Source organism: Pseudidiomarina terrestris (assembly GCF_030466375.1).
GTDB lineage: Bacteria > Pseudomonadota > Gammaproteobacteria > Enterobacterales > Alteromonadaceae > Pseudidiomarina > Pseudidiomarina terrestris.
In genome coordinates this window covers 777,973-802,985 of record NZ_JAGGJE010000001.1, presented here as the reverse complement: position 1 = coordinate 802,985, position 25,013 = coordinate 777,973, and the positions used below count along the sequence as shown (strand labels likewise).

The window sequence follows — 25,013 nt, the reverse complement described above, 5'->3', positions numbered from 1 at the left end:
GATTACTCCTTCTCCGAGTGCGCGGCTACAATGCCCGCCGCTTGCTCGTCCAATGTGTGAACGATCTTCTTAGCACGACCCGCAACAACTGCGTGGATCAGAATTAATGGTAATGCTGCGATCAGACCCATAGCGGTGGTTACCAACGCCATTGAGATGTCGCCTGCCATGATTTTCGGATCACCTGTACCGTACAAGGTAATAGATTGGAAGGTACCGATCATACCGATTACCGTACCCAATAGACCAAGTAGTGGTGCGATTGCCGCGAAAATCTTGATGATGTTAACGCCAGCGTCAATACGTGGAGTTTCACGCATGATAGCTTCGTCAAGTTTCAACTCAAGGTTCTCAACGTCGTCAGTCTTGTTGTCATGGTAGACTTTCAAGATACGACCCAGAGAGTTTTTCTGAGAAGGGTTACCAGTGTTCTTCAATTGAGCACGGATCTTCGCACCTTCTGAACCCAGAGTAATGATTTTCCAGATTGCAATCAGGATACCGATGATCAGCACAACTGTGATCACGTAACCAACTGTACCACCTTGGTGATACTGCTCTTCAAGCGTCGCTTTTTGCGTTGCCAGGTTGAGGATTTGGCCTCGCGCCGGGTCAACAAATACGCCTTCGTAACCTGATTCAGTATTCAGGAACTCTTGCGCAGCTGAAAGGATGTAACCTTCAGGCTGACGACCTAGTGGCTGAATCTCTTCCGCCTGGTCGTTGTATACGAAGTACTCACCGCCTGATAACAGGTTGAAGGTACCGATACGAGTAACATCACGTTGCTCAGAAGTACCGTCAAGCAGAGTTACCTCTGACGGGAAAGTGACAACTTTGCCTGATTCTTTCATCTCAGTTAACCAAGCTAACCAAAGCTCTTCAAGCTCCTGGATAGTAGGTACTTCGCGAGCTTCAGCAATACTTTCCAGTACGTCTTCACGACCTGGGTACTGCGCACTCACGATTGAGGTTGCGATACGACCGATGGTTTCGCTGGCAGCACCACGTGCTACACCAACGATCTCACCCAAAGTACCTAGTTGGTTTTGCAACTCGGTTTCTTTGTTGGCAAGGGCAATTTCGTTTTCAGAGAATTGCGTTTGCAACCGCTGGCCACGAGCTTGCTCATCAGCAAGTTGTTTTTTCGCTTGATTCAAAAGTGCTTGCTTGTCAGCACGCTCAGAGGTGAATTCAGCTTCACGTTGAGCATTGATGCGCTGTGACGCAGCACGGTTCTCTTTGACCAGCTCAAGAAGCTGTTCAAGTGACTTCGCTTCTGAAGCTGTTTGTTCTTGCGCAAATGCAGAGCTTGCGCCGATCGAAAGAGAGAATGCTGTCGCTACCAGCAAGGATTTCACTAGTTTGTTCATTCTGCACGCTCCGCTGCATAAATTGGCAATTTAAGGAGATCTGGGGCGGTTTGTTTACGCGCCATACGGATAGCTTTCGTCAATGCACTCAGGTAGGCGTCGTCTAAGACTTCCCACTCGTTAGTGTCATCGTTGAAAATCCAGCCGTTTTTCAGATCCAGCGATTGCGCCATCAGCGCCGCGCGACCCAGGTGGAAGAAGTCAACTGAGATTTCTTCACCGCCGAATTCCAATTTGCCTTCATAGGCAATCAAACCAGAACCGTAATCCATTTCAGCTTGATAAGCTTCTGTGATTTGACGGAACTGCTCAGAGGTCGTTACGTTCGCATTTGACATGATGTCGCGCAGACGCTCGACACGTGCCAGACGCGAGTCACGATGGATCGGAATATCCAGCTTAACAAACTGCTCCAAAGCGTCGATCATTTTGTACATCAACGGAACAACACCTTGTTTGGTGTCTTCAACGCTGTCGATCTGACGCTGTAGAGAAGCCAGTTGTGCATTCTGATCGTCAACCAAACGTTGTACGTGGTCGTTGTAGACTTTGAGCTGTTCATACTCATCTACAATACCGCGATATTCATACAACAGTTCTTGTGACTGCTCGAACAACGAGTTGATTTTCTCTTGTGAACGAACATCAGCTTCGTGGATTTTCGCTTCTTCGTTTTGCAACGTAGAAATAGATTGTGCAGCAGCTGTAGCGCTACCTGCTATCGCTAAAGCGCCCACTAGGGCCGCTGCGATTTTGCTTTTATTGATTACTTTGGTCATAGTTCCCAACCAATTTGACTTAACTTTTCTGCTGACAACGACATGCCGCCAGCTTCCCAGTTATTTGAGTGACGAATAGAGTTTAATCAACACTTGCAGCTATTGCTTAAATAATTCTAAGCAATAATCTGCTCAATACTCCCACGTTCTGCAGAACCCTGTCAACCACCGATCATAGATTATTACTAGGCTAAAAGCGCATAATAATGCATATACAGAGTGTTAACATGAGGCCTAAATGCGACACAAAGGACACTTAGTTTGATGCGCTTCAACAAATAAAGTTCCCCGTCTCATAAATTGGTGATTAAGCGTGATTTTATTGACAAATTGAGAAACGCGGCTCTATCCAAGAATAATTTATTCCGCTACGCTAAGAGGTCAGAAAAAGTTGATGCTCTGCATCTTAATCACTACCGATAAGCCTCAATCAGGTGCCTTAACCATGCCGCAGGAATTGCAAAATGCCACGCTTCGTTTACGCCAGCAGCTCAAAGTGATGCGCGGCCAAATCGATGCACTTTCAGTATCAGAAGAAGAGTTTAAGGACTGGTTTGATCAACAGTTATTTAAAGTCACCCATAGCCAGCCAGGTGACTATATAACTGAGATAGAAGGAAATATCCGACAACTGGAGCGTACCAGCAACGTTGAAAATCAACGTTGGCTGGCAGAGCGTATTGAACAGCAAATGCTGGCGTTACAGCGTGCGCTAAGGTGTTTCGCGCGAAAACCCTAGGGCCTTACGCACACTCGGGGGCAACTCAGGCAGTGCGCTTTTCGGTAACAGGTAGGTCGCCATCGCAAAAAAGTCTTTAAAAACCCGGTTTTGTTCAGTGGTACGGCGTAAATAATCATGCCCGGAGCTACCGCCGGTACCAATCTTAGTGCCTAGCATGCGCTGCACCATCATGGCATGTTTGTAACGCCAGATGGTCAGCTTCTCATCCATCTCAGCCAGCGATGTAATCACCTGCCAGGCCAGATTAAACGCTGGTTCCTCGCGATACTGAGTAATAAATAGCGCACTGAGCATCGCTTTTTGCGAAAGTTTTACACGACCTTCCTGTTGTAGCTCGCGATACCGTTCGTCGTCGAAAAGCGCTGCGAAGTTGTCGCGATTGGCCTGAATACCCGCCAGCTCAGTCTCCAGCTGCTGTGCGTCGCTGGCCGTTTCCCGGACAATAGTTTCATCGTGATCCAGCGCCTCGTTAACCGCTTGCTGATACATTTCCCAGAACTTAAAGTTCTTAAATTCCAGAAACGGCATACGCGCCAGCCAGGCATCGACGCGATCAAATAATGTGGGCTGCTCTTCAAGGTCTTCCAGATAAGCACGATCTTGATCGTTTAAGCGGTTGTAAAACGACTGCTGGTCAAAGGCAATTCGCGTCGCACGCGTCAAACCTAAGCGGATCTCCAGTTCTTTAAACTGGATGCTCTGAAAGCCAGATGCGGGTACCAGGTAATCGCGAAACTCCAGAAACTCCTGCGGAGTCATGGTTTCGATGACGCCGACCTGATCGTTCATTAAGTCTTGAATGGTGAGCACCCGGCGCAGGCGATGGGCGACCAGATAAAGTCCTTTGTCATCGAGCTCAGGCGCTGAAAATTCCCCGTGGATCGAACGCAACTCATGTAAAACTTGCTTAAACCACAGCTCATAGACCTGATGCACAATGATAAACAGCATTTCGTCATGGGCTTCCGCGCCATAACGCACGCTATGTGGCGCTTGCGCATCGAGTAATTTGTCTAGTTTCAGGTAGTCGCTGTAATAAACCGGCTCAACATTCTTTGGCATAGTGATTCTTCTTTGCTGGCGTTAGTGTCGTTCAGCTTAAAGGAAGGCAGGCAGAGGTACAACTAGATGCTGTTTTAGATTGGGTGGCGGCCTTACCAGCCACACCCCGGCACACACATCCCTGACTACGGCTGCTCCCTTCCGGGCCTGACCGGGTTCACCAGTTCGTGTTGCGGGGGGACCAATAAGGCCACCATAACGCCGCGCATTATCTATCATCCACGCCCTGCTCGCAAGGGAACTCGGCGCAGATGCTTAGTAAATAAACGATTTAGCTGGAATTAATTCTTTTTATGTAGTTTTTGCGCGATGGCTTCACGCGCAGCATCAGAATGAAGCGCCTTGATAAAGACCTGCGCTTCTCGTGAAATACGATCAGCAACGGCTTCGGTCGGCTGTTTCAGCAGATTTTTGGTCGCCCGCAATCCACTCACAGGTTTGCTCGCCAGTGACGCCGCAAGCTCAGCTGTCGCCTCAGCCAGTTGCTCACTGGCCACGACTTTATTGACCAGACCGTAGCTCAGTGCCGTAGTGGCATCGATGCTGTCACCGAGCAGCAGTAACTCCGCTGCACGTAAATGGCCACATAAGAGTGGTAGTAACTGACTGGAGGCTGCTTCTGGCACTAAGCCTAAGTGAATAAAAGGCAGTGCCAGTTTGGCGCCATTGCCCGCCAGCACTAGATCACAGTGCAACAGTATGGTGGTGCCTATGCCAATTGCGGGACCGTCAACGCTCGCCACCACCGGCACACTCAAACGGCTCAGGGTGTACAAGAATTCGAACGGCGGTGAATTTTCGTTGAGCTCATCGGCCTGCAGGAAATCGTGCAAATCATTGCCTGCGGTAAAACAGCCATGACTACCTTGCAATACAATGGCGGCAACTGAGCTGTCGCGTTCTGCGTCTTCCAAAGCAGCGGTCAAGTCACGGTACATTTGTTGAGTAATGGCATTCTTTTTTTGCGGACGATTGAAGGTCACCCAAACAATGCCGTCGCGCTTTTCAGTAACGATGCAATCACTCATGGCCACGTTGCTTCCATGCTTCCTTGGTACGCTCGTGCATCGGCAGAATTAAATCCAGTGCGGTTTGCCCGTCACTCGGTAATTCCTCGTTGTTCGGACGAATAGGAGTAACCCGCTGGCCCCATTTAATAATACCGGCTCCACAGGTCAGGCCACCGCCAAATACAGCCGAGACAATGGTGTCTCCGGGCTTCACAATGCCCTGCTCGACCGCTTCACAGAAAGCGATAGGCAAAGTTGCAGAAGAGGTGTTGCCATACTTCTGAATGTTAATGACGGTCTTTTCCTCAGGCACCTTACACATCTTCGCCAGATAATCGATGAGGCGCTTGTTGGCCTGATGAGGAATTAAAGAATCAATGTCGTCGGTGGTTAAACCGGTTTCAGCAAAGACTTTTTCGACCGCGGTATTCATGCCCTTGACGGCGCGTTTGAATATTTCCTGGCCGACAAAGTTAAAAGGCATAATGCCATCAAAATTAAACCGGTCGAAACTCATGCCGAACTCGAGGGCTAAGACATCACGTGCATCTGCATCGCAGGTCACATGTGAAGCTAGCAAGCCACTTTCGGTTTCGCTCGCCTCAAGCACCATAGCGCCGGCGCCGTCACCAAACAGCACCGCACTTTCGCGCTGGGTCCAGTCCAAAATGCGCGTCAGGCGCTCGGCACCAATAATCAGTACCTTCTTGTGGACGCCCGTGCGGATGGCCTGAGTCGCATAATGCATGCCGTACAGGAAGCTGCTGCAAGCGGCGTTCAAATCAAACGCTGCAGCAAATTTACAGCCGAGATCACGCTGCACTGCTGATGCGACGTTCGGTATGATTTCGTCAGGAGTACAGGTACCGACCAGAATTAAGTCGATGTCATTAGCGTCCACGCCAGCTGCCGCGAGCGCGTTGCGCCCGGCTACAGTTGCCAGTTTTGACGTTCCTACCGCACTCACCCGGCGCTCTTCAATTCCTGTACGAGTACGAATCCACTCGTCCGAGGTCTCTAAGAAGGTCGCCAAATCATCATTGGTCATGATCGCTGGCGGTAAGCATTTTCCCCAACCGGTAATCTCTGCGTATATTTTCACTGTTTAAAACCTATAGTCACTGCACGTTTTTCGTTATCATAGCACGAATGTTACGAAGAGAAATGTCCGGGTTATGGAAAAATCAAGGGAAAACTCACGGGGAAACTCAAACAAAAACGCAAGGGTGAAATCCTTCCACGCCGCCTCTGCGCCAACTTTGTTTCAAACCGCTGCCGGTCGCTGGCAGCTCCACCGCTACCCAGCTCGCAGTAACGAGACACTGCAGGCATGGGACGCTGCCGATGAGTTACTGCATGAGGCTTTCATCGAGCACGAGCGCCAAGGCCAAATGGCTGCGCAGCCACTACTGGTCAACGATGCTTTTGGTGCACTCTTTATGGCGGTCGCGCCACGCACCGTGGTCACCTGCAACGACTCTTACGTCAGCCAACTGGCTCAGCGCGCCAACCTGGAACTCAATCAGCTGGAGTGCGATTTAACCCAACTATCTCCATTAGATGACCTGCCGCCATCCTGCGATCTGGTGCTAATGAAGTTGCCTAAAAGTCAGAGCCTGCTGGAATTCCAACTGGCGCAACTAAGCGGCAGTCTGAAGCCTGGCACAACCGTGCTGGTGGCAGCTAAAAGCAAGCTGTTCACGCCCGCAACCCGGGCGATCTTTAGCCAGTTCTGTGATGACGTGGATATTTCCCTGATCCAACGCAAGTGCCGGATGCTGCGTGCAAAAGTTCGCGCGGTCGCGACGCCGATAACACAATTCTTGAACACCTGGCAGCAGCCTGAGCTTAACCTTGAACTGACCCACCATGCCGGCGTATTCGCCCGCAACCAACTGGATATTGGTGCACGCCTGCTACTTGAACATTTGCCCGCAGCCGGAGCGCAACAGGTCATCGATTTGGGTTGCGGTAACGGTGTTCTGGGCCTCGCCTACGCCCGGCAATCGCCACAAAGTGCGGTGACATGGGTGGATGAGTCCTATCTGGCGATTGCTTCATGCCAGCGCAACATTGCGCTTAACCTGGGCACCGCAGAACGCTACCAGGCATACGTTGACGATTGTTTAAGCCAGCAAAGCAGCAATTCTGCCGACCTGGTGCTTTGTAACCCACCCTTTCATCAGGAACACGCCATTACTGAACATATTGCCCGGCAGATGTTTAAGGATGCCCGGCGGGTTCTGCGTAAAGGCGGTGAAATGCGGCTGGTCGCCAACCGACATCTCCCGTATTATCAATCCCTCAAACGTTTATTTGGTCAGGTAGATTGCGAAGCCAGTAACGCTAAATTCGTGGTCTACCGCTGCCAAGCTTAAGTCAGCCAAAGGTGAATTATGAAAAGCATTGCCTCTGCCCTGGTTATGGGCCTGTTCCTTTTACTGCCAACCTCAGTGGCGCAGGAGATCCAACCGGATAATCCTTTTCCCCGGGTCAAGTTTGTCACCTCACACGGTGAAATCGTCATTGAGCTAAACCGCCATCGCGCGCCGCTGACGGTAAAAAACTTTCTCAAATACGTTGATATCGGTAGTTACAACAACACTATTTTTCATCGTATCGTGCCTGGATTTGTCGTTCAGGGTGGCGGCTACGATGAAGAGCTCGGTGCCAAAACCATTGGTGCACCGATTCCCAACGAATCGGGCAATGGGCTGACCAACAAGTACGGAACCATCGCCATGGCGCGGGAGAACGATCCGCATACCGCAACTCGTCAGTTTTTCTTTAACGTTAAGGATAACCCCTCGCTGGATCCTGATGGTGGCTGGGGCTATGCCGTGTTCGGCGTGATCGCAAGTGGCTATGAGACCCTCGACAAACTCGCCGAAGTGGAGTCGCTTCCCTACCACGCCGAAACAGGCTGGCGTGATTTTCCAGCTGAACCACCGGTCCTGATTAGCGCCGAAGTTCTTCCACAACAATAAGGCGTCCCGATATGCCAGCACTTGAGTCGACGCGACCCTGGTACAAAGACTTTAATGTTTATCTGGAACCCCGGATCTGGGTGATTTTCCTGTTTGGTATGATGAGTGGGTTCCCCTGGGTTCTGATCGGCTCAATGCTGTCCGCCTGGCTCCAGGAAAGCGGCGTATCACGCAGTGAAATCGGGCTGTTTGGCATGGTCTTCGTGGCCTACTCGGTGAATGCCTTATGGTCTCCTTTTGTCGATCGGGTCAAGCTTCCTGTTCTACACCGCTGGCTCGGGCAGCGACGCAGCTGGTTAGCTTTGTGTCTGGTCGTCTTAATGGCAGCAACTCTGGCGCTGAGTAGCTTAAATCTTGCTGAACACGCGTTCTGGGTCGCCTTTGGCGCCTTACTTATCGCCATAGCGTCAGCCACTCAGGATATTGCGATCGATGCTTTTCGGATTGAAACCTTCGGCCAGCATGAGAGTAACCTGCAATCGGCAGGGGCGGCCATGGCCACCGCCGGCTGGTGGACAGGTTACAGTGGTCTGGGCGCCTTACCCTTCTTCTTAGTCGATGGCACCGCCTGGGACTGGCAGGCCGCGTACAAAGTCATGGCGGTGGTATTGGCCGTACAGTTCTTAGCGGTTATCTGCATCCGTGAATCGAAGCGTTACCGGGCCGAGTTAAAGTCGTTTAGCCGTTGGCAGGACTGGTTCCGAACCACGCTTTATGATCCCATCGCAGAGTTTTTTATGCGCGCCGGCTGGAAGCTTGCCGTCGCCATCCTCAGCTTTATTTTTCTGTTCAAGATTGGCGAAGCCTTTCTGGGCCGGATGAGCATCGTCTTCTACAAAGAAGTCGGCTTCACCAATGACGATATCGCCATTTATTCAAAAATGGTCACCTGGTGGGTCACCATCGTCTTTGCCATTATCGGCAGTATGGTGAACGTTCGCTTAGGTACCATGCGCGGCCTGCTGATTGGCGGTATCGCCATGGCCGCAAGTAATCTGATGTTTGCCTGGATTGCGGTGGTCGGCCCCGACACTAATCTGTTGCTTGCCGCAGTTGTCATCGATGGCTTTACGGGAGCCTGGTCGACGGTCGCCTTTGTCGCCTTTATCAGCTTACTCTGCAACCGGGCGTTTACCGCAACCCAATACGCCCTGCTCGCCTCGCTGGGGAATCTCGGCCGAACTCTGCTGTCATCCTACAGTGGCTTCGTCGTCGACTGGCTCAATGGCGACTGGTCGTTGTTCTTTATTCTGACCGCGGTCATGGTGACGCCGGGCTTACTGCTGCTGATTCTGCTGCGTAAAGCGCTGCACCGGATCCAGGCGCCGACCGCAGACAACAGTGCCGAGCAGGTGAGCAATGAGTAACGCACTGCCCTGGCTGGTCATTGGGCAAGGTGCTATCGGCAGCTTGATGGCGATACGGCTGGCAGAGCAAGGCTTGCCAGTACAATTGAAACTACGTCAGGAAGCCCCGGCAAAGACCAGCACCACGCTTACCTGTGGCGACAATTCAGTGCGTTTGCCAACCACCAGATCAGTCACACAGGCCTGCTGGATCTTTGCTGCGGTCAAGGCGTATGACGTCGCACCGCTGCTGCGCGAGCTGCACCAATCGCCAGCGTTTCGTTCATCTACGCTGGTGCTGAGTTACAACGGCATGTTAAACGACGAAGCAACTTTGTTGCGGCCCCATGACTTGCATTGGGTCACCACCCATGGTGCCTACCGCGAGCTTGATCGGGTCGTGCACGCCGGCCATGGGCAAAGTTGGCTGGGGACCCAGCAAGCGGGTCTGGCGCAGCCACAAGAGCTCTGCAAACAGCTCGCTCAGGCTCTGCCGCCATTGACCTGGGACGCCAACATCGCCACCCGGCGCTGGCATAAACTGGCGGTAAATTGTTTGATCAATCCTTTTACGGTGGTGCATCACTGTCGTAACGGCGAGCTTTTACAGCAGGTCAGCGCTGCGCAATGGCAGCAGGTTGCGGAGGAAATTGTCGCCTTAGCCGCCGTGCGGGGCATCGAGCTTGAAGCAGCCAGGCTGATCGACCATGCCCGGCAGGTTGCTAGCGCAACTGCAGCCAACCGCTCGTCCATGTTGCAGGATTACCGGCTGGGACGAACGACGGAAATTAGTTATCTGAACGGTTTTATCGCCTCAGCGAGCGCTGAGGCGGGACTTACGGCACCCGCAAACGCTGCCTTAGCGCAGCAGGTGCTGGAGCTTAGTCGTGATCGGGATCTTCGATAAAGTCGACCACTTCCAGACCAAAGCCTGACAGTGCCGAGTAACGTTTTGGCGAACTCATCAGATGCATCTGATGCACCCCTAAATCTGCCAGTATCTGCGAGCCAATGCCGACATTGCGCGACGCGTTGGAAGCGGCCGCACTGGGTTTACTCTCACCGCGATCCTCTGCCGCAAAACTTTGCACCTGAGCAAGAATATCATCGGTGGTCTGAGCGCGACCAATGACCACCAAAACACCGCCCTTCTCACCAATAAATTCCATCGCATGGGCAAGCGGCCAGCTGCGCTGACTGGCGCGATCCGTCGAAAACAGATCGTTAAAGGTATCCTGCAGGTGCACCCGCACATTGACTGCATCAGCATCGCTGATGTCACCTTTAATCAAAGCATAATGAACCTGCTTATCGATGGTGTCCTGATAGGTAACCAGGTCGAAATCACCGAATCGGGTCGGCAGCCGGCATTCAGCTTTACGCTCCACGGTTTTTTCAGTCAGTGAACGGTACTCGATCAAATCGGCAATGGTGCCCATCTTCAAGTCATGTTCTGCGGCAAATTTTTCTAAATCAGGGCGACGCGCCATCGTACCGTCTTCATTCAGCACTTCGACGATAACAGCCGCGGGCTCGAAACCCGCCAAACGGGCCAGGTCGCAGCCAGCTTCAGTGTGCCCGGCACGGTTAAGCACGCCACCGGATTTCGCTTTAAGCGGGAAGATGTGCCCGGGCATCACCAGATCGCTGGGCTTGGCGTCAGCAGCGACAGCCGCCTGCACGGTGCGAGCTCGGTCGGCCGCTGAGATACCAGTAGTGACACCTTCAGCCGCCTCAATTGAGACGGTAAAGTTGGTCGCATAAGGAGCATTATTCTGATTAACCATCAGCGGCAACTGCAACTGCTGGCAGCGCTCTTCGGTCAGGGTTAAACAAATCAAGCCGCGCCCGAAACGTGCCATAAAGTTAATTGCTGAAGGCGTTACGCACTCGGCAGCAATAATCAGATCGCCTTCATTCTCACGATCTTCATCATCCATCAAAATAACCATTTTACCCTGACGGATATCTTCAATAATCTCGGCAGCACTGTTTAAGGTCGTCACGACTGTACTTCTCCTCTGTCGGCACCGGCGCTCCCATGAAGCGGCCGTGCACAAATTTTTAAATCATCACCCACCTGGGTAAAGCTGTGGTAGCGAAGTTGAGGCGCCTGCGCCAGATCCTGCAGTTGCGGCAATTGCAACACCCCGCGGCTGGTATCCCCGAGCAATTTTGGCGCCACGTAAATAATCCATTCATCAACCAACTCAGCAGCGACCAGCGCACCGGCTAATTCTGCCCCGCATTCGGTCCACACATCATTAATTTCTAATTCAGCCAGTTGACTAAACAAGGCCCGTAAAGGCAGTCGCCCCGTGTTCGCTGGTAACACCAAGGTGCTGACGTGCGCAGGCCATACCTGATCGTCAGACTCGCCGTCGACGACCCGCAACACTGGATCGGGGATTGCGAAAAACTCATGCTCCGCGGGCAACTGCTGCTGTCGATCCAACACTACCCGTAAGGGTTGCCGTTCAGCCTTAGGGTGGCGTGCAGTCATCCGTGCCTGGTCCATCATTACGGTGCGGGCGCTGGTTAAGATCGCCCCAGCCTGAGCCCGATAAGCATGCACATCGAGGCGCGCTTCCGGCCCGGTAATCCATTGACTCTGGCCATTTGCCAGTGCCGTACGGCCATCCAGGCTCATCGCCATTTTCAACCGCAACCACGGCCGTTGTCGTTCCATGCGCGAGACGAAACCACAGTTCAGTTGCCGTGCGGCAGCCTCAAGCACACCACTGGTCACCTCAATACCGGCCTCGCGCAACCGTTGTATGCCCTGTCCTGCTACCAGAGGATTGGGATCCTGCATAGCGATGACCACCCGCGCCAGTCCGGCAGCTATCAATGCGTCAGCGCAAGGTGGCGTGCGGCCATGATGGCTGCAGGGTTCGAGGGTTACGTAGGCGGTCGCACCGCGGGTGAGCTCGCCCGCTTCACGTAAGGCATAGACTTCAGCATGGGGTTCACCGGGACGTTCGTGCCAGCCCTGGCCAACGACTTCGCCAGCACGCACGACCACACAACCCACCAGGGGGTTGGGGGCAACCGAAAAGGCTCCGCGCTGAGCCAGTTCAAGCGCTTGCTGCATGTACTGCGCATCATTCTGCTGCATGCCTGAGCCTCTGCTTAGTCGTTGAGGCGAGCGATTTCTTCACCAAACTCGCGAATGTCGTCAAAAGCACGGTAAACAGAAGCAAAGCGAATGTAGGCGACTTTATCAATGGCTTTCAGATTCTCCATCACCAGCCCACCAATGACCTGACTGGTAATTTCCCGCTCACCCGTTGCCCGCAGCGCCGACTTCACATTTTGAATGGCCTGCTCCATGGCTTCCAGACTCACCGGACGTTTTTCCAGGGCGCGCAGCAAACCATTGCGTAACTTGTCTTCATTAAAGGGCTCGCGCGAGCCGTCGGACTTTATCACACGCGGCATGATCAGTTCTGCGGTTTCAAAAGTGGTAAAGCGCTCTTTGCACTCACTGCATTCGCGCCGACGACGCACCGAAGCGCCATCAGCGACCAGCCGTGAATCAATCACTTTAGTATCTTGTGTACCGCAGAACGGACAATGCATAGCTGTTCCTTAGTCCTGAGAGTGCGTAGTGCTCAAACTTAACCGTAGACCGGGAAGCGTTTGCACAAGGCTTTTACCTGCTCACGCACTTCGCTGATTTTGTCTTCGTTTTCGATATTATCGAGCACATCACAAATCCAGTGACCGACCTGCTCCGCTTCAGCTTGTTTGAAACCGCGGCGGGTGATCGCTGGCGTACCTAATCGCAGACCTGAGGTCACAAATGGTGAGCGCGGGTCATTCGGTACTGAGTTTTTGTTAACGGTGATAAAGGCACGACCAAGAGCTGCATCAGCATCTTTACCGGTGATGTCTTTATCGATAAGGTCAACCAGGAATAAATGGTTCTGGGTGCCACCGGAGACGATCTTGTAGCCGCGCTCCTGCAGCACTTTGACCATGGCATTGGCATTGGTCAGCACTTGTTGCTGATACGCCTTAAATTCCGGCTCCATCGCTTCTTTAAATGCCACTGCTTTGGCCGCGATGACATGACACAGCGGTCCACCCTGACTGCCCGGAAACACGCCACTGTTCAGTTTCTTGTGTAGTGCTTCATCGTCTTTACCAGACAAAATCAAGCCGCTACGCGGACCGGCCAGCGTTTTGTGCGTGGTCGTGGTAACAACATCCGCATAAGGTACCGGGTTGGGATACAAACCGGCAGCGACCAGCCCCGCAACGTGCGCCATATCAACCAGCAAATAAGCACCCACCTCGTCCGCAATCTCGCGGAACTTCGCCCAGTCGATCACGCCTGAATAGGCAGAAAAACCTGCGACGATAAGCTTGGGTTGGTGTTCTTTCGCTAACGCACGTACTTCAGCGTAATCGATTTCGCCGGTGCTCTCGTCCAGGCCGTACTGGACAGCATTGTAAAGTTTACCCGAGAAGTTGACGCCCGACCCGTGGGTCAGATGGCCACCGTGAGCCAGGCTCATACCCAGCACTGTATCGCCGGCTTGCAATAACGCCAGGAAAACAGCTGAGTTTGCCTGGGAACCGGCATGCGGCTGCACGTTTGCGTATTTTGCACCAAACAATTGTTTGGCCCGTTCGATGGCCAGGTCCTCGACCATGTCGACATATTCACAGCCGCCGTAATAACGCTTGTGAGGGTAACCTTCAGCGTATTTATTGGTCAGCTGGGAGCCCTGTGCCTGCAGCACGCGTGGACTGGTATAGTTTTCTGAAGCAATAAGTTCAATATGTTCTTCCTGGCGCTCAACCTCGCCAGTCATTGCTTGCCAGAGTTCAGCATCATAATCGGCAATGTTCATGTCATTTTTTAACATCGGGGCTCCTGACTTCAAACGGGACATCATTTGCGCCGTAGTTTACCAATATACTTGGGTTCACGCCAACTTAAGGGTTAAAATAGCGGCCTTATTCAAGTCGAACGAAGGAATTGTTGCTGCTATGGCACAGTATATCTACTCAATGACACGGGTGAGTAAAGTTGTCCCGCCCAAAAAGACCATCCTAAAAGATATTTCGCTGTCGTTTTTCCCAGGCGCTAAAATTGGCGTGTTAGGTCTAAACGGTGCGGGTAAATCTACCCTGTTGCGCATTATGGCAGGCGTCGATAAGGAATTCGAAGGTGAAGCGCGCCCCTTAGCCGGTATTGAGATTGGTTACCTGCCGCAGGAACCGCAACTCGATGAATCGAAAACCGTTCGCGAGACCGTCGAAGAAGCCGTTGCTGAAGTTAAAAATGCATTAACGGAGCTTGATGAAGTTTATGCTGCCTATGCCGATGAGAATGCTGACTTTGATGCTCTGGCAAAACGTCAGGGCGAGCTGGAAGCTATCATTCAAGCCAAAGACGGTCATAATCTGGACAATATTCTTGAGCGTGCTGCTGACTCACTGCGCCTGCCGCCATGGGACAGCAAAATCAGTGTCCTCTCTGGTGGTGAACGCCGGCGCGTAGCTATCTGCCGCTTGTTGCTCAGCAAGCCGGACATGCTGTTACTCGATGAACCGACCAACCACCTTGATGCTGAGTCCGTAGCCTGGCTGGAAACCTTCTTGCACGAATACGATGGTACTGTCGTTGCCATTACCCACGATCGCTATTTCCTCGACAACGTCGCCGGCTGGATCCTGGAGCTTGACCGGGGCTACGGCATTCCGTGGGAAGGCAACTACTCCTCCTGGCTGGAACAAAAAGAAAAACGTCTGGAGCAGGAAGAGAAAAGCGAAAAAGCCCGTCAGCGCAGCATCAAGCAGGAGCTGGAATGGGTGCGTCAGAATCCGAAAGGCCGGCAGGCGAAGAGTAAAGCCCGGATGTCGCGCTTTGAAGAACTGCAAAGTGGCGATTATCAGAAGCGTAACGAAACCAACGAGCTGTTTATTCCGCCGGGTCCACGCCTGGGTGACAAGGTGCTTGAGGTTGAACACTTGCAGAAAGCTTACGATGGTCGCGTGTTGATTGATGATTTGAGCTTCAGTGTGCCAAAAGGTGCCATTGTCGGCATTATCGGTCCCAACGGTGCGGGTAAATCAACGCTGTTCCGTATGATCACCGGCAAAGAGCAGCCGGACGGCGGTACGGTTGAACTTGGCGAAACTGTGCAGCTCGCCAGTGTCGACCAATTCCGCGACAACATGAATGACAAAAATACCGTCTGGCAGGAAATTTCCGACGGTCAGGACATCCTCCGCATTGGTAACTTTGAAATCAACAGTCGCGCTTATGTCGGTCGTTTCAACTTCCGTGGTAACGACCAGCAGAAGCGCATTGGTGAGTTGTCGGGCGGTGAGCGTAATCGGGTGCACCTGGCAGCGTTGTTAAAAGCTGGCGGCAACCTGTTGCTGCTCGATGAGCCAACCAACGACCTTGATGTAGAAACCCTGCGGGCACTGGAAGAAGCCTTACTCGAATTCCCGGGCTCAGCAATGGTGATTTCGCACGACCGTTGGTTCCTCGACCGCGTCGCGACGCACATCCTGGATTACCGTGACGAAGGCCAGATTAACTTCTATGAAGGTAACTACACGGATTACGAAGCTTATATGAAACAGAGCCTCGGTGAGCAAGCGATGCAACCGCACCGCATGCGTTATAAACCGATTGGCTAACGGTCATCCCTGACCCGAAAAGAACGTTCGCTACTTAGCGAACGTTCTCTTTTCCAGGGTCCCTGGTGCGAACTGATCCACGGCAATCGCCGCAATCCGCAGTTTCTCTACCTGCTTGAGACTCTTCGCCTCGTCGGCACTTAAAATGTCCGCTTTCCGCGCCGCTTTCACCAGCTCGTCGCCGGCCAGATTAGGCGCAATCTCGCCACGTTTCTCAGCTTTCTGCAAGCGTTTGTAGACACTCTCGTGTGCTTTCATAGCGGTAAATGCCAGTTCCATATGACCGGTCATATCTTTAGGATCATCTTTCCAGTAACACAGAAAGGTATGGCGGTCACGGGTGACGCCCGGCTCCATCATGCTGTCGGCAATGCCTTGCAACAGCTCATCCGCAGGAGCGTTGTAATGAATCCCTAACGGGAAAATTGCCACGCGTAAGCCCCAGGCAATCACGCGGTTGGGGAAGTTTGCGAAGAATCCGTCGAAGGCTTCACCGATGGCGTGCAGGTGATGTTGCAATGCATAATTCACGTAAACCAGATCACCACTTTGACGACCGTCGTCTTCGTAACGCTTGAGTACCGCAGAAGCCATGTACAGGTGGCTGAGGACATCTCCCAGCCGCGCTGACAGCATTTCTTTGCGCTTCAGGTCACCGCCCAGTATCAGCATTGCTGCGTCTGCAGTCAGCGCCAGAGCGCGGCTCATGCGTGTCAGCTGTTGATAGTAACGAGCAGTAGGACCACTGATTGGACTGGAATTAAAGCGCGCTCCAGTCAGCCCCATCCAGAAGCTACCAAAGAAGTTACTGGCGGCGAAACCAATGTGTTTCAGCAGCAGCTCATCGAAATCTCTTAAGCCTTGCTCTTCATCAGGGTTGGCGGCCGCGTCCATTTCTTTGAGCACGTAGGGATGGCAACGCGTCGCGCCCTGGCCAAAAATCATCAGGTTACGCGTCAGTATATTCGCGCCTTCAACGGTAATGGATACCGGGGTAGCCATGTAACCATGACCAAGGTAGTTTTTCGGACCCAGCTGAATGCCCTTACCAGCATGCACATCCATGGCCGCTTCAATGACCTCACGGCCCATTTCCGTCATATGGTATTTCGTCATCGCCGTGATCACTGACGGGCTCTTGCCTTCACACAACGCAGCTACGGTGAGTCGCCGCATGGATTCGATGGTGTAATTGGTCCCACCGATACGCCCCATAGCTTCCTGGACCCCTTCAAACTTGCCAATCGGCAAGCCGAACTGCTGTCTTACATAAGCGTAGGCACCGGTCATACGTTGCGCCATGTGTCCGGTCGCCGTGGCCAGCGCCGGTAAAGAAATACCGCGGCCTGCCGACAAGCATTCCATCAGCATGCGCCAGCCCTTACCTGCGTAGTCCTTACCACCAATAATCCAATCCAGTGGGATGAAAACATCTTGCCCTGACGTGGTACCGTTCATAAAGGCCTGATTCAGTGGCAAGTGACGATCACCGGTCGTAACACCCTCATGGTTTGCAGGGATCAGTGCACAGGTGATCCCAATATCTTCTTTGTCACCAATTAAACCTTCAGGATCGTGCAGCTTGAACGCCAGCCCTACGACCGTAGCGACCGGTGCCAGCGTGATGTAGCGTTTGTCCCAGTTCAGCCGGATACCTAAAACTTCTTTACCTTCGTGCTCACCTTTACAGATGATACCGGTATCCGGGATTGCCCCGGCATCCGAGCCAGCTTCCGGGCCGGTGAGCGCAAAACAAGGAATATCCGTGCCATCTGCCAGGCGTGGCAGCCAATACTTTTTCTGCTCGTCCGTACCGTAATGGGTCAGGAGTTCGCCTGGACCCAGTGAGTTGGGCACCATCACCGATACCGCAGCACTGATGGAACGCGTGGCAATGCGGGAGACGATGTGCGAGTTCGCCGCCGGAGAGAAATCCAGGCCGCCAAACTCTTTACCGATGATCATCGCGAAAAATTTCTCTTTGCGAATGTAATCCCATACTTTTTTGGGCATATCGCAATCTTGCTGAACGATCTTGAAGTCATCCAGCATCGCCAGCAAGGTTTCCAGTTCGTTATCAATAAAAGCCTGTTCAGCTTCGGTAAACTTTGGCGGCGCCGCCTGCTGGAATTTGTGCCAGTCCGGCCGCCCACTGAAAAGCTCTGCATCCCACCACACGTCACCTGCGGTCATAGCCTCACGCTCGGTGTCAGACAACGGCGGCAGGACGCGTTTAAAGAAGCCAAACATCGGCCGGCTGATCAGGCTACGGCGGATCTCTTTTACTGCAAAAAGCAGTACTACAGCGACGACTAAAAGAATCAGAATTTCCATAACCTACCCTCGTACTTAGTACTTTGAATGCTACTCAGCGGTGGTGGCGTCAACGCCACCAGCTAAAAATGGAATCAATCGATCAATCACCTGATCGGCGGCCACGGCTTCACCGAAGTCGGCTGCAGCGATTTCCCGCAACGCCGGACCGGAAACCTGAGCAAAAACGGTCGCGCCCAACACAAAGTGTAGACGCCAGAACATATCTACGGGACTTAATTTTGGATTCGCCTGATGCAAGGTATCCAGTAACAGCGCCATCACATCACCAAAGTGTTCCATGGTGTAACGCCGCAGATGTCCCTGAATTTCCGCATAGGCAAAGCCCAGCAAGCTCAGGAACAGAGTCGGACCATGCTTGCGCACCTGCCGCAATTCGCTCAGCGGCGTACGGAAACAATCAAAAACGTCGCGCGTAGTGAAGCTGCCCTTGGCGCCGAGGTCTTCTAGTTGCGTCCGTAACGCAGGCATAAAGACTTCCAGATAGCGCGCCATCACCGCCTGAATCAGCGCTTTCTTGGAACCGAAATGATAATTCACTGAAGCTAAATTGACCGCTGCTTCGGTTGTGATTTGACGTAAGGAGGTTTGCTCGAAGCCCTGCTCTGCGAACAAGGCCTCGGCAGCATTTAGAATTTTTTCTTGGGTTGTGATGCGCTTAGCCATCTTCACCGCCGTTTGGAACATCCATTTTAAACATGCGTTTTAATTTATAGCATGTCAGGCAACGGTGCAAGGATCTGACCAGCTTCTTTGTTAACTCGTCGAGGTATCGAGCTCGGCGAAATTTTTGACTAACTCGTCCACTGCCTGCATCTGTTGCAGGTAGGGTTCAAGTTTACTGAGCGGCAGAGCGCAGGGTCCGTCACATTTTGCCTGATCTGGATCCGGATGAGCTTCAATAAACAGCCCCGCTAACCCCAGCGCCATTCCCGAACGCGCCAGCACTGCTGCTTGCGCCCGGCGGCCATCAGCTGAGTCAGCGCGGCCACCTGGTCGCTGCAATGCATGCGTTGCATCGAACATTACCGGTGCCATCTGGCGCATCTCATCCATACCCAGCATATCCACGACTAAATTGTTGTAACCAAAGGAACTGCCGCGCTCGCACAAAATAACCTTGCGATTCTCAGCTTCGGCAAATTTTTTCAAAATATGCCGCATTTCCTGAGGTGCAAGAAACTGTGGTTTCTTCACATTAATCACTGCACCGGTTTCCGCCATCGCCACGACCAGATCCGTCTGCCGTGCTAAGAACGCCGGAAGTTGCAAAATATCAGCGACTTCGGCGACCGGCTTGGCCTGATAGGGTTCATGCACGTCGGTAATAATCGGTACGTTAAAGGTCTGTTTGATCTCAGCAAAGATCTCCAATCCTTTTTCCATTCCAGGTCCGCGATAGGAGTGGATGGAAGAACGATTGGCTTTATCAAAAGATGCTTTGAAAACAAAAGGAATACCAAGGCGTTGGGTGACTTCAACATAATGTTCAGCCACTTGCATTGCCAGATCTCTTGATTCAAGGACATTCATGCCGCCGAAGAGCACAAACGGCAAGTGGTTTCCCACTTGCACGTCACCGATTTTGATAACTTGCGTATTGATCACAATAATTCCTTAGCCGGTGGCAATGACACGAAGGATTTGCCCACAAATATAGGCCATATAAGTACCTAGTGCATAACCCAGCACCGCTAATAATACCCCTACCGGAGCCAATGATGGGTGAAAAGCAGACGCCACCACAGGAGCTGATGCGGCACCGCCGACATTCGCCTGGCTGCCAACCGCCATGTAAAACACCGGGGCTTTCAATAAGCGTGCCACCAACAACATCAGGCCAGCATGAATCAGCATCCAGATCGCACCAATCAGGAAGTACTTAGGAACTTCAACAATGGCGCTGACATCCATGTGCAAACCTATAGTAGCGACCAGGATATAAACAAAGAGCGAACCAATTTTCGACGCGCCTACCCCTTCAAGTTTGCGTGCTGGAGTGAAGGACAAAGCTACGCCAAGGGTGGTCGCAATCACGATCAGCCAGAAGAATTTTTTATCCAGACTGAAATCAACCAGTGCCGGAACGTTATCAGCAATATAAGGTGCGATGATATCAGCACCTAAGTGACCAATGCCGGCGACACCGAAACCTACGGCCAGAATAAACACGTAATCAGGTAGTTTTGCTTCGCGACGGTGCTCAGCTTCGAAGGTTTCCACGCGCTCTTTGATGGCTTCGATGGCACTGGTATCAGCGCCGATGCGGGTGTCAATGGTTTTACTGTTGGCAGCCATGTAGAGTAAAACCGCCATCCACAGGTTGGCAACGATAATATCAACGGTCACCATCGCCGAGAAAATCTCACCGCCGACTTCGTAAACTTCTTTCATTGCGGCTTGGTTGGCACCACCGCCAATCCAGCTGCCGGCAATGGTCGTCATGCCGCGCCAGACCGCATCAGGACCTGCTCCGCCCAGCATTTCAGGGAATAGGATGGAAACCAGCAGTAAGGCAATCGGGCCACCGATCACGATACCAACGGTACCGGTGAGGAATAATATAATCAGCTTTGGTCCAAGCCGGGCAATGGCTTTCAGGTCCAGGCTTAGGGTTAACAGCACCAAAGTGGCGGGCAGCAGATAGCTCATGACCAGCGGATAGATGCCGGTTTCACTACCATTAACGACACCAAAGGTATTCAGTAGCGAGGGCACGAAATAGCACAATAACAGTGCCGGAACCCATTTATAAAATTTCTGCCAGAACGAGTGACCGCTCTGCTGGGTATAGAAAATTGCCCCCAGGATAACGGCCAGTAGGCCGAAAATCACACCATCATTGGTAATTAAAGGAGTTGCTTCCACGACTACCTCTTATTCTTATTTTTGTGGATGTTAAGACGCACGGGATTAGTGCAAAACCGTTTGCGGCGTGGTCCAGTTTTCTAGTTGTAAGCGCAATAATTGAGCACTGGGATCATCAGGGCATTGTTCGACAAAGTACTGGTAGTCGTCAACCGCCACGTGGTTACAGTCGAGTTCTTCAAGAATGTAGCCGCGATCCCGGATTTCGTAAGGGTCATCGGGTAACACCGCAAGCAGCATATGCACCGTTGTCAGGGCATCAGCAAAACGGCGGTCAGTGATGAACGCATGCTTAAGCTCCGATAAATAGCGAACCACAATGACTTTCTGCTCGGCAGTTTCCAGCATTTCCCAACTGAAGTCCTCTTCATCGTCCTCTTCTTCAACAGCATCTTCAAATCGTTGCTGCACCTGCTGGTCCAGCAACATTTCGCCATTGACAGGGTCAACAAAGTAGCTGCACTGGTCATGATCAAAACGCAGCAGCGGATACCCCGGAAAATCGATGAGCTCGAGCACCAGACCATGATAAGACGCGGCCTCCTGCAGCAGCAGCGCCAGCGTCAAAGGCTCACCAGTACGTAATCTGATAGCCCGATCGAGCAACACACGTTTGCTGCTCAACAGCGGTTCTGGCGCCTTACTAAAGCCCAGTTGTAAATAAAATTGCTTACACAGTTCCCGTAACCGTTCACTGCCCTCTTTATCCGCCAGCTCAGGACTCTCCTTTAAGGCGCTGAGTTGCTGATAAAAAGAACTGACATAGTGATCACTGTCAGTATGGAAGACACGACTCACTTCCCACAGAATTTCTATGGTGGGGAGTAACTCATGGTCGACATGTTCAAGGTACGAAAACTGCATAGAATCCTATTTTTTAACCTATAAGAGCTTGTTTTGAAAAGGCCACGTGAAACAGGAAGCCAATCCAACCCAAAGCGATGATAAAACCACCGTAACGGAAAGTTGGGGTGGTTGCCTTCATGGCCACTAAGCCAAATACGATATAGCCGAACAAGCCTAATGTTTTGTTCGCTAACCAGGCGGTTTGCCATGGCCATTGCTGCCAATGCAGCAACATACCAATGATGGTCAGCAGCAACAGAGTATCGATAACGTGCGGGACAATCTTGACCCACTTCTGCTGCGCGACCCTGGCATCAATACACCGCCAGAAAAAACGCAGCACGAATAATAACACACTTAGCACTACAAAAGTGACGTGCAGATGCTTCAAAGCTTCAAATGGAATCACGGGTTGTCCTCTTCTTGCTGTTGTTGTTGGACCGCTTGCCAGGCTTGCGGATAATTGTGTTTGAGTAGGTCATTCATCTTATCTAAGCGTCGCTGGAGTCGTTGCCGTTGGCGCTCGACCTGCATAATGTCACGATACGAACGCAATGCCGACATGACGCTGGTAAATAATTTTTGTGAGGTCAGTTCAGTCTTGGCTTTGTAGTCATTGATATCATAATTCATGACCACTGCGCGCTCTGGTGCCTGACCGGGCTGGCCAGTGCGCAAAATAATTCGTGTGCTACGGTTATTGCAGTCGTGGCGGATGTAGTTAGCAACCTGTAAACCGGCGTCATCAGTCTCCATGACCACATCCAGTAGCGCGATGGCCAGATCTGGGTGCTGCGCGATTTGCTGCTTGGCCTCGGCCAGTGAGTGAGCACTGATGAACTCCAACCCTGCATCTTCGAAGACCACATCCATAAGCGCCAGCCGTGTCACTGCATGCACTTCTTTTTCATCATCAACGATGAGCAGTTTCCATTTTGTCCTGGAGCTTGGCTTATCTTCTTTCGCAGGTTCCAGCGGTTCGTTGGCGAAAATAAAATCACTCGACATCATCAACTGCCTCCCTTTTCACTTGTGACCTTGCTGGCGTCACACCACTGTCCGAAACTCATCCGTTCCAGATTAGCATAGTCCCTGCCGCTGGCGACAGCTTCATAGCCGGCCGCCTGCAGCAGTTCGCGGCATCCCGCCGCTTGTTGCCAGCCGTGCTCAAGCACCAGCCAGCCGCCAGCTTTTAAATAGCGCCGCGCGGCCGTAATAATATGCTGCAAATCGGCAAAGCCGTTGTCACTGGCGACCAGCGCAGTGGCAGGCTCAAACCGCACATCGCCCTGCTGCAAATGCGGATCATCCGCTGCAATGTAAGGCGGATTGGCGACAATACAGTCAAAATCCGCGGCTGGAGTGGCGGTCAAGGCACTGAACCAGTCACTCTGCAGAATTTCACACTCGAGCTGCAAGCGTTCGGCGTTGGTTTTAGCAAGCTCTACCGCAGCTGCTGACTGATCCACAGCCGTCAGCTGCCAATCCGGATGTTCGGATTTCAGCGCCAGTGCGATCGCGCCAGTACCCGTGCCAAGGTCCAGCACCCGGGCACCTTCTGGTAACCCCAGTTGCAGTATTTTTTCCACCAGCACTTCAGTATCAGGTCGGGGGATCAGGGTACTGTCGTTCACCAGCAACTCAAGGGACCAGAATTCACGACTGCCCAGCAAATGGGCAATCGGAGTACCCGCCGCGCGCGCGCGCGTGAGTTCGAGAAAATGAGCGTGCTCAGCACTGCTCAGCGTGCGCTCAGGCCAGGTGTGCAGATAGGTTCGCGATTGTTGCAGGACGTGCGCAAGCAGCACTTCTGCATCTAAAGCTGGTGACGCGCTGGCATCCAGCTGCGCGCGCGCCCAAACTAACGCCGCCCGCACTGACTGCACCGGATGCGCTGTCGTCATTAGCCCTGCGACTCAGCCAGCGCTGCCAGCTGGTCAGCCTGATGTTCCTGCACAATAGCGTCAAGAATCAGATCCAAGCTACCGTTTAAGACCTCTTCCAGGCGGTATAAGGTCAAATTGATACGGTGGTCGCTGACCCGGCCCTGCGGATAGTTATAAGTGCGAATGCGCTCAGAGCGATCGCCACTACCGACCAGACTCCGGCGGGTGGACTGTTCTTCCTGCCGACGCTTGTCATCGGCGTACTGTTGCAACCGGGCCTGCAGCACTGACATCGCTTTGGCGCGGTTTTTATGTTGTGAACGTTCATCCTGACATTCAACCACAAAGCCTGATGGTAAGTGGGTAATACGGATCGCAGAATCGGTACGGTTAACGTGCTGACCACCGGCACCTGAGGCGCGGAAAGTATCAACGCGTAAATCCGCCGGGTTGATCTCGATGGCTTCGGCTTCCGGCACTTCCGGTAACACCGCAACCGTACAGGCGGAGGTATGCACACGTCCCTGGGATTCGGTTTCCGGAACCCGCTGCACGCGATGGCCGCCAGATTCAAATTTCATACGACCGTAGGCCCCATCACCGGAAATGTGAGCAATCACCTCTTTGTAGCCGCCGTGTTCACCTTCATTAGCGTTAACAATGCTGACTTTCCAGCCATGCTGTTCAGCGTAACGGCTGTACATGCGAAACAAATCACCCGCGAAAATCGCTGCTTCATCACCGCCGGCACCGGCACGAATTTCCAGATAACACGGGCGGTCATCGTTGGGATCGCGGGGCAGCAACAGGATCTGTAGCTCCTGCTCCAGTTGCTCTTGCCGGGCTTTGGCCGTTTCAAGTTCGGCCTGCCCCATCTCGCGCATCTCTGCGTCATCTTCGGCCAGCATCTCTTCCGCTGCCTGCCCGTCTTCCTGGGCTTGTTGATAATCGCGAAAACATTTTACCAATTCTTCTAACTGTGAGTATTCCCGCGATAAGCCGCGAAACCGATCTTGATCGGCAATTACGCCCGCATCACTCAGTAAGTGCTGAACTTCTTCATAGCGTTCCAGCAAAGCTTCAAGTTTGCGGGTAATGGAAGGATTCATCATTG

Annotated in this window: 24 protein-coding genes and 1 other RNA gene; 6 read left to right on the top strand and 19 right to left on the bottom strand. The window is 52.5% G+C overall.

The genetic code is table 11. The features are described 5' to 3' along the window. Positions 1 to 2: 2 nt before the first annotated feature. Positions 3 to 1,373 carry a MotA/TolQ/ExbB proton channel family protein gene (locus J6J28_RS03795; protein ID WP_301719988.1) on the bottom strand — a complete coding sequence of 457 codons (1,371 nt, stop codon included), beginning with the start codon at positions 1,371 to 1,373 and terminating at the stop codon, positions 3 to 5. Continuing rightward, on the bottom strand, positions 1,370 to 2,152 hold the full coding sequence (locus tag J6J28_RS03790; RefSeq protein WP_301719987.1) for a DUF3450 domain-containing protein: 783 nt from the start codon (positions 2,150 to 2,152) through the stop codon (positions 1,370 to 1,372). The genes J6J28_RS03795 and J6J28_RS03790 overlap by 4 nt, the downstream gene beginning before the upstream one ends. Before the next feature lie 394 nt (positions 2,153 to 2,546). On the opposite strand from J6J28_RS03790, the gene priC reads away from it, so the two are divergent. Continuing rightward, positions 2,547 to 2,891 (top strand): primosomal replication protein PriC, encoded by a 345-nt coding sequence (gene priC, locus J6J28_RS03785; RefSeq protein ID WP_301719986.1) that lies wholly within the window; start codon positions 2,547 to 2,549, stop codon positions 2,889 to 2,891. On the opposite strand, the gene J6J28_RS03780 is transcribed toward priC, so the two are convergent. The 4 genes from J6J28_RS03780 to J6J28_RS03765 all read right to left on the bottom strand — a co-directional run bounded on the left by J6J28_RS03780 (position 2,865) and on the right by J6J28_RS03765 (position 6,068). After that, positions 2,865 to 3,956, bottom strand: a complete 1,092-nt coding sequence (locus tag J6J28_RS03780; RefSeq protein ID WP_301719985.1) for a tryptophan 2,3-dioxygenase family protein — start codon at positions 3,954 to 3,956, stop codon at positions 2,865 to 2,867. The two genes, priC and J6J28_RS03780, sit on opposite strands and share 27 nt — an antisense overlap. Positions 3,957 to 4,046: 90 nt before the next feature. Then, positions 4,047 to 4,143: signal recognition particle sRNA small type (ffs, locus tag J6J28_RS03775), an RNA gene on the bottom strand. A 94-nt stretch (positions 4,144 to 4,237) separates the two neighbouring features. Further along, positions 4,238 to 4,984 (bottom strand): enoyl-CoA hydratase, encoded by a 747-nt coding sequence (locus tag J6J28_RS03770; RefSeq protein WP_301719984.1) that lies wholly within the window; start codon positions 4,982 to 4,984, stop codon positions 4,238 to 4,240. Next, entirely contained in the window at positions 4,977 to 6,068 is a 1,092-nt protein-coding gene (locus tag J6J28_RS03765; RefSeq protein ID WP_301719983.1) for a ketoacyl-ACP synthase III, read from the bottom strand. Before J6J28_RS03765 ends, J6J28_RS03770 begins: the two co-directional genes overlap by 8 nt. Positions 6,069 to 6,192: 124 nt before the next feature. Here J6J28_RS03765 and J6J28_RS03760 point away from each other — a divergent pair, with 124 nt between their 5' ends. Genes J6J28_RS03760 through J6J28_RS03745 form a run of 4 tightly spaced genes read left to right on the top strand, consistent with a single transcriptional unit; the run spans position 6,193 to position 10,206 of the window. Then, positions 6,193 to 7,344 (top strand): methyltransferase, encoded by a 1,152-nt coding sequence (locus J6J28_RS03760; protein ID WP_301719982.1) that lies wholly within the window; start codon positions 6,193 to 6,195, stop codon positions 7,342 to 7,344. Positions 7,345 to 7,362: 18 nt separating this feature from the next. After that, the gene (locus J6J28_RS03755; protein ID WP_301719981.1) at positions 7,363 to 7,953 is read left to right on the top strand and encodes a peptidylprolyl isomerase; all 591 of its coding nucleotides are present in this window, start codon (positions 7,363 to 7,365) and stop codon (positions 7,951 to 7,953) included. An 11-nt stretch (positions 7,954 to 7,964) separates the two neighbouring features. Continuing rightward, positions 7,965 to 9,320, top strand: coding sequence for an AmpG family muropeptide MFS transporter (locus tag J6J28_RS03750; RefSeq protein ID WP_301719980.1), 1,356 nt, complete (start codon positions 7,965 to 7,967; stop codon positions 9,318 to 9,320). Continuing rightward, a complete protein-coding gene (locus tag J6J28_RS03745; protein ID WP_301719979.1) occupies positions 9,313 to 10,206 on the top strand; it encodes a ketopantoate reductase family protein in 894 nt (297 codons plus the stop codon). The genes J6J28_RS03750 and J6J28_RS03745 overlap by 8 nt, the downstream gene beginning before the upstream one ends. Here J6J28_RS03745 and ribBA read toward each other — a convergent pair. The 4 genes from ribBA to glyA are packed head-to-tail and all read right to left on the bottom strand — an operon-like array spanning position 10,181 to position 14,176. Continuing rightward, positions 10,181 to 11,305 carry a bifunctional 3,4-dihydroxy-2-butanone-4-phosphate synthase/GTP cyclohydrolase II gene (ribBA, locus tag J6J28_RS03740; RefSeq protein ID WP_301719978.1) on the bottom strand — a complete coding sequence of 375 codons (1,125 nt, stop codon included), beginning with the start codon at positions 11,303 to 11,305 and terminating at the stop codon, positions 10,181 to 10,183. The two genes, J6J28_RS03745 and ribBA, sit on opposite strands and share 26 nt — an antisense overlap. Next, entirely contained in the window at positions 11,302 to 12,417 is a 1,116-nt protein-coding gene (gene ribD / locus J6J28_RS03735; protein WP_301719977.1) for a bifunctional diaminohydroxyphosphoribosylaminopyrimidine deaminase/5-amino-6-(5-phosphoribosylamino)uracil reductase RibD, read from the bottom strand. Before ribD ends, ribBA begins: the two co-directional genes overlap by 4 nt. Positions 12,418 to 12,431: 14 nt before the next feature. Continuing rightward, complete coding sequence (gene nrdR, locus J6J28_RS03730) at positions 12,432 to 12,881, bottom strand: transcriptional regulator NrdR (protein ID WP_301719976.1); 450 nt, start codon at positions 12,879 to 12,881, stop codon at positions 12,432 to 12,434. A gap of 38 nt (positions 12,882 to 12,919) precedes the next feature. Beyond that, entirely contained in the window at positions 12,920 to 14,176 is a 1,257-nt protein-coding gene (glyA, locus tag J6J28_RS03725; RefSeq protein ID WP_301719975.1) for a serine hydroxymethyltransferase, read from the bottom strand. Between the two features lie 124 nt (positions 14,177 to 14,300). Here glyA and ettA point away from each other — a divergent pair, with 124 nt between their 5' ends. Beyond that, complete coding sequence (gene ettA / locus J6J28_RS03720) at positions 14,301 to 15,965, top strand: energy-dependent translational throttle protein EttA (RefSeq protein ID WP_301719974.1); 1,665 nt, start codon at positions 14,301 to 14,303, stop codon at positions 15,963 to 15,965. 30 nt (positions 15,966 to 15,995) lie between these two features. Here the strand turns inward: ettA and J6J28_RS03715 are convergent, their stop codons facing one another. From J6J28_RS03715 to prfA, 9 genes are all read right to left on the bottom strand, one after another. Beyond that, entirely contained in the window at positions 15,996 to 18,299 is a 2,304-nt protein-coding gene (locus J6J28_RS03715) for an acyl-CoA dehydrogenase (protein ID WP_301719973.1), read from the bottom strand. Between the two features lie 30 nt (positions 18,300 to 18,329). After that, positions 18,330 to 18,965, bottom strand: a complete 636-nt coding sequence (psrA, locus tag J6J28_RS03710; RefSeq protein WP_301719972.1) for a TetR family transcriptional repressor PsrA — start codon at positions 18,963 to 18,965, stop codon at positions 18,330 to 18,332. Positions 18,966 to 19,055: 90 nt separating this feature from the next. Further along, a complete protein-coding gene (kdsA, locus tag J6J28_RS03705; protein ID WP_301720793.1) occupies positions 19,056 to 19,904 on the bottom strand; it encodes a 3-deoxy-8-phosphooctulonate synthase in 849 nt (282 codons plus the stop codon). A 12-nt stretch (positions 19,905 to 19,916) separates the two neighbouring features. Then, entirely contained in the window at positions 19,917 to 21,167 is a 1,251-nt protein-coding gene (locus J6J28_RS03700; protein ID WP_301719971.1) for a DUF819 family protein, read from the bottom strand. Positions 21,168 to 21,212: 45 nt separating this feature from the next. Next, on the bottom strand, positions 21,213 to 22,031 hold the full coding sequence (locus J6J28_RS03695) for a tetratricopeptide repeat protein (RefSeq protein WP_301719970.1): 819 nt from the start codon (positions 22,029 to 22,031) through the stop codon (positions 21,213 to 21,215). A 13-nt stretch (positions 22,032 to 22,044) separates the two neighbouring features. Further along, positions 22,045 to 22,422, bottom strand: a complete 378-nt coding sequence (locus tag J6J28_RS03690) for a SirB2 family protein (RefSeq protein WP_301719969.1) — start codon at positions 22,420 to 22,422, stop codon at positions 22,045 to 22,047. Further along, on the bottom strand, positions 22,419 to 23,024 hold the full coding sequence (locus tag J6J28_RS03685) for a response regulator (protein WP_418055161.1): 606 nt from the start codon (positions 23,022 to 23,024) through the stop codon (positions 22,419 to 22,421). Before J6J28_RS03685 ends, J6J28_RS03690 begins: the two co-directional genes overlap by 4 nt. Then, complete coding sequence (gene prmC / locus J6J28_RS03680; protein WP_301719968.1) at positions 23,024 to 23,917, bottom strand: peptide chain release factor N(5)-glutamine methyltransferase; 894 nt, start codon at positions 23,915 to 23,917, stop codon at positions 23,024 to 23,026. The genes J6J28_RS03685 and prmC overlap by 1 nt, the downstream gene beginning before the upstream one ends. Next, complete coding sequence (gene prfA / locus J6J28_RS03675) at positions 23,917 to 25,008, bottom strand: peptide chain release factor 1 (RefSeq protein ID WP_301720792.1); 1,092 nt, start codon at positions 25,006 to 25,008, stop codon at positions 23,917 to 23,919. The genes prmC and prfA overlap by 1 nt, the downstream gene beginning before the upstream one ends. Between the last annotated feature and the right edge of the window lie 5 nt (positions 25,009 to 25,013).

What these genes read in the sequence shown, in the direction of transcription:
- prmC (WP_301719968.1), bottom strand. Translation starts at nt 23,917, where the DNA reads ATGACGACAGCGCATCCGGTGCAGTCAGTGCGGGCGGCGTTAGTTTGG.
- priC (WP_301719986.1), top strand. Translation starts at nt 2,547, where the DNA reads ATGCTCTGCATCTTAATCACTACCGATAAGCCTCAATCAGGTGCCTTA.
- ribD (WP_301719977.1), bottom strand. Translation starts at nt 12,417, where the DNA reads ATGCAGCAGAATGATGCGCAGTACATGCAGCAAGCGCTTGAACTGGCT.
- J6J28_RS03695 (WP_301719970.1), bottom strand. Translation starts at nt 22,031, where the DNA reads ATGCAGTTTTCGTACCTTGAACATGTCGACCATGAGTTACTCCCCACC.
- J6J28_RS03770 (WP_301719984.1), bottom strand. Translation starts at nt 4,984, where the DNA reads ATGAGTGATTGCATCGTTACTGAAAAGCGCGACGGCATTGTTTGGGTG.
- J6J28_RS03715 (WP_301719973.1), bottom strand. Translation starts at nt 18,299, where the DNA reads ATGGAAATTCTGATTCTTTTAGTCGTCGCTGTAGTACTGCTTTTTGCA.
- nrdR (WP_301719976.1), bottom strand. Translation starts at nt 12,881, where the DNA reads ATGCATTGTCCGTTCTGCGGTACACAAGATACTAAAGTGATTGATTCA.
- psrA (WP_301719972.1), bottom strand. Translation starts at nt 18,965, where the DNA reads ATGGCTAAGCGCATCACAACCCAAGAAAAAATTCTAAATGCTGCCGAG.
- J6J28_RS03750 (WP_301719980.1), top strand. Translation starts at nt 7,965, where the DNA reads ATGCCAGCACTTGAGTCGACGCGACCCTGGTACAAAGACTTTAATGTT.
- J6J28_RS03780 (WP_301719985.1), bottom strand. Translation starts at nt 3,956, where the DNA reads ATGCCAAAGAATGTTGAGCCGGTTTATTACAGCGACTACCTGAAACTA.
- J6J28_RS03795 (WP_301719988.1), bottom strand. Translation starts at nt 1,373, where the DNA reads ATGAACAAACTAGTGAAATCCTTGCTGGTAGCGACAGCATTCTCTCTT.
- J6J28_RS03790 (WP_301719987.1), bottom strand. Translation starts at nt 2,152, where the DNA reads ATGACCAAAGTAATCAATAAAAGCAAAATCGCAGCGGCCCTAGTGGGC.
- prfA (WP_301720792.1), bottom strand. Translation starts at nt 25,008, where the DNA reads ATGAATCCTTCCATTACCCGCAAACTTGAAGCTTTGCTGGAACGCTAT.
- J6J28_RS03685 (WP_418055161.1), bottom strand. Translation starts at nt 23,024, where the DNA reads ATGATGTCGAGTGATTTTATTTTCGCCAACGAACCGCTGGAACCTGCG.
- J6J28_RS03755 (WP_301719981.1), top strand. Translation starts at nt 7,363, where the DNA reads ATGAAAAGCATTGCCTCTGCCCTGGTTATGGGCCTGTTCCTTTTACTG.
- ettA (WP_301719974.1), top strand. Translation starts at nt 14,301, where the DNA reads ATGGCACAGTATATCTACTCAATGACACGGGTGAGTAAAGTTGTCCCG.
- glyA (WP_301719975.1), bottom strand. Translation starts at nt 14,176, where the DNA reads ATGTTAAAAAATGACATGAACATTGCCGATTATGATGCTGAACTCTGG.
- J6J28_RS03745 (WP_301719979.1), top strand. Translation starts at nt 9,313, where the DNA reads ATGAGTAACGCACTGCCCTGGCTGGTCATTGGGCAAGGTGCTATCGGC.